The organism is Myxococcus vastator, assembly GCF_010894475.1.
GTDB classification, from domain to species: domain Bacteria; phylum Myxococcota; class Myxococcia; order Myxococcales; family Myxococcaceae; genus Myxococcus; species Myxococcus vastator.
In genome coordinates, this window is record NZ_JAAIYB010000744.1 from 1 (window position 1) to 2332 (window position 2332).

General features: G+C 69.0%; 2 protein-coding genes and 1 pseudogene. 1 reads left to right on the plus strand and 2 read right to left on the minus strand.

Features of this window, described 5'->3' with window-relative positions; all coding sequences use genetic code 11:
- A pseudogene (locus tag G4D87_RS36800) lies at positions 1-940 on the plus strand (FHA domain-containing protein); the annotation flags it as partial.
- On the opposite strand, the gene G4D87_RS36805 reads toward G4D87_RS36800, so the two are convergent.
- Positions 918-1565, minus strand: coding sequence for a hypothetical protein (locus G4D87_RS36805; protein WP_163787446.1), 648 nt, complete (start codon positions 1563-1565; stop codon positions 918-920). The pseudogene G4D87_RS36800 and the gene G4D87_RS36805 sit on opposite strands and share 23 nt — an antisense overlap.
- An 89-nt stretch (positions 1566-1654) precedes the next feature.
- A complete protein-coding gene (locus G4D87_RS36810; protein ID WP_163787447.1) occupies positions 1655-2149 on the minus strand; it encodes a CarD family transcriptional regulator in 495 nt (164 codons plus the stop codon).
- Between the last annotated feature and the right edge of the window lie 183 nt (positions 2150-2332).

Below are 2332 nucleotides of genomic sequence, written 5' to 3' on the forward strand. Positions count from 1 at the left end.
GGGCTCGGGGGTGGCCGCGCTCATCGCGCTGCTTTCCATGGGGATGGCCGACGGAACGGAGCACACCTCCCCCGCTCCGCCACCGGCGGCCCTCGCTTCGCCGACGGTGGTCGTGTCCGGTGCGCCCCCGCGGTCCGCCCCGGAAGCGCCCGCCGAGAACACGGGCGACACGGCAGTGGGCGCCGCGTCGGCCACGTCGGGAAATCCGCCTCCCGAAGAGGAGAGCGCGCCCCTGACGCCCAAGGCCACGGGCATCAGCGCCCTGAATGTGGCGCGGGGCACCACGAAGCAGGTGCGCCCCGTGGCCGTGGCCCCCTCGTACGAGCGCGCGACGGGGAGCAGTGCTTCGGCGGCGAACGCCCAGCGGCGGACGCAAGAGGCTGACGCGGCTTCCGCCAGCGCGCTCGCGATGGGGGGCGAGGACTCCGCGGCGAACGCCCAGCGCCTAGCGCGCGGCGTGGAGCCAGCACCCTCGAACAAGCGCACGGCCGGGGCGCTCGATTCGGCGGCGGCGCCATCCGACGCCAGGTCCTCGAAGGAGATCGAGGTCCTGCGCCGCTACGAAGCGGGGGACGTGGCGGCGGCCCGGGACCTGGCCCAGGCGGAGAAGCTCACCGCGCTGCACGGACAGCTCCTCCGCTTCGAGACAGCCGAGTCGCAGGCGAAGAAGGCCCTGGCGAAGCGGGACTTTCCGGAGGCCATCGCGCAGCTGACGGTTGCCCTCTCCGTGGACGATGCCCTGGCACACGGCTGGAGCAAACACGGCCCGCCCCTGCGCAAGCAGGTGTCGCGGCTCCATGTCCAGGTCGGCGCGGAGCATGCCGCCGCGGGCCGGGTGAACGAGGCGCGCGCCGCCTTCGAGCAGGCCCTGAAGTACGACACCGGCAACCGCGAGGCCCGCGAGCAGCTCGGCCGGCTCACCGGCGCTTCAGCCCCTTGACCAACAGCATCGCGTTGAGCACCACGAAGGTGACCAGCGCCAGGCACACGAGCAGCAATCCCCTGTCCGCGCCGGGACGCTCACCTTCGATGAGCAGCCACAACCGGCCGTCCCGTGGTTGGAGTTCGCCCATGCGCTCCATCAGAGCCAGGGCCTCGCGGTAGCGAGAGGCATCCTCTTGCGCCAGCAGCCGCCCTCGCACCGCGAAGGGGCGCTGGTCGGGCTGCGGTGGGGGACGGCCTTCCGTCCACTGCTCCCCCGGGAGCGCCGGCCGGCGCACCACGAAGGGCGAGTCGCGCAGCCCCACGAGGACATACAGCGCTCCGTCCGCGCGCTCATAGGCGCCCCGGACCGTGGGCACCCCGTGCACCTGGGCATAACGGTTGGAGGCGAGCGCCTCGAAGCGGTAGGCCCCTTCCGCGCCCAACGTCAGCGGCACGCTCGGGGACAGGAAATACGACAGGTCCTTCCACTGCATGCCGAGCAGCGCCAGGCCCACGGCGATGGCCATGACCGCGGCCACGGGACGCACGCCCACGCGGCGGCGTGACAACCGGGCCTCGAGCTCCGCGATGCGGCGCGCTCGCGCCTCTTCCATGGGGGACCCCGGCAGCGGCTCACTCATGGGCGGACATCATGTGGCATGAAAGACGAAGCCCCGAGCTCCCTGATGGGGAACCCGGGGCGACGAGTCTTGGACGGCAGTCCCGCGGCTCAGGCCAGATTGAAGATCTTCTTCAGGTCCGACTCGATTTCATCCTCGGTGCAGTCCTTGGCCAGCGACAGCTCCTTGATGAGCAGGGAGCGCGCCGTATCCAGCATCTTGCGCTCGCCGAAGGAGAGGTCCTTGTCGCCCTTCAGGAGGTAGAGGTCGCGGAGCACTTCGGCGATTTCGAACACCGAGCCCGTCTTGATCTTCTCCATGTACTCCCGGTAGCGACGGTTCCACGTCGTGGAGTCAACGGAGATGTCCTTCTCCCTGAGGATGGAGTAGACCTGCTTGACGTCCTCCTCGCTGATGATCTCCCGGAGACCGACCGACCCGACCTTGTTGATCGGAATCATGATCCGCATTCCGTTCTCCAGGATGCGCAGCACGTAGAAGGACTGGCGCTGCCCGGCCACCTCGGTGTGTTCGATACCCATCACTTCACCGACGCCCTGGCCCGGGTAGACCGCCTTGTCACCAGTCTTGAAGCTGGTCTGCACTCACTGCCTCCTTGAAAGACTCGTTCCCGGCCTTTCAGCCGGGCACTACTACCACAAACCACATCCACGGGCAACGATAACGCCTTGACCATCCAGGACGCGCCCGACTACGTTGTCGGTTTCTACACGCGGTGTCGGCAGATGTGTGCACCAGTGTGACGGGCGGCGGGTGGGGGTTGGAAG

Coding starts and splice junctions, on each gene's coding strand:
- G4D87_RS36805 (WP_163787446.1), bottom strand. CDS start 1,565: ATGAGTGAGCCGCTGCCGGGGTCCCCCATGGAAGAGGCGCGAGCGCGC.